Annotated in this window: 1 pseudogene; it reads right to left on the bottom strand. The window is 63.4% G+C overall.

The window, feature by feature from the left end:
* Positions 1–168, bottom strand: a pseudogene (locus B4C31_RS03280) (PLP-dependent transferase); the annotation flags it as partial.
* Positions 169–402 lie beyond the last annotated feature (234 nt).

Below are 402 nucleotides of genomic sequence, written 5' to 3'. Positions count from 1 at the left end.
CTGCAGGCGGGTGTAGAAGTATCCGGACTCCGACAGGTCGAACAGTCGGCTCATCTGCTCGCTGGACGTGTACTTGAACGTCGTGGCCTGGATGATCGGCGGGGTACGGGACTCGCCGTTGCCCGGCTGATAGCCGCCCTGTACGCATGTGGTATCGATCGCGCTCATTGATGCTCCTTCTATTGTTGCCGCGATGCCTGCCGCCGCGTCGTCCCGACGGCGCGCGGCCGCATCGCCGGCCATGGTCCTGGCTACGCATACTCTAACACCGCGGGTCGGCGCGGAGGCTCGCGTGCCCGGTGGTTGGGCATCCATGTCATCTATGACGCGTTATCATCATCCGGTGAGCAAGACGAATGAGGGTATGCGTAACGGTATTGGAACGGGTGCTGCGGCGGGGGG

Source organism: Bifidobacterium sp. UBA4282, assembly GCF_002394995.1.
Lineage (GTDB): Bacteria > Actinomycetota > Actinomycetes > Actinomycetales > Bifidobacteriaceae > Bifidobacterium > Bifidobacterium pullorum_B.
This window is presented reverse-complemented; position numbering and strand designations above follow the sequence as displayed.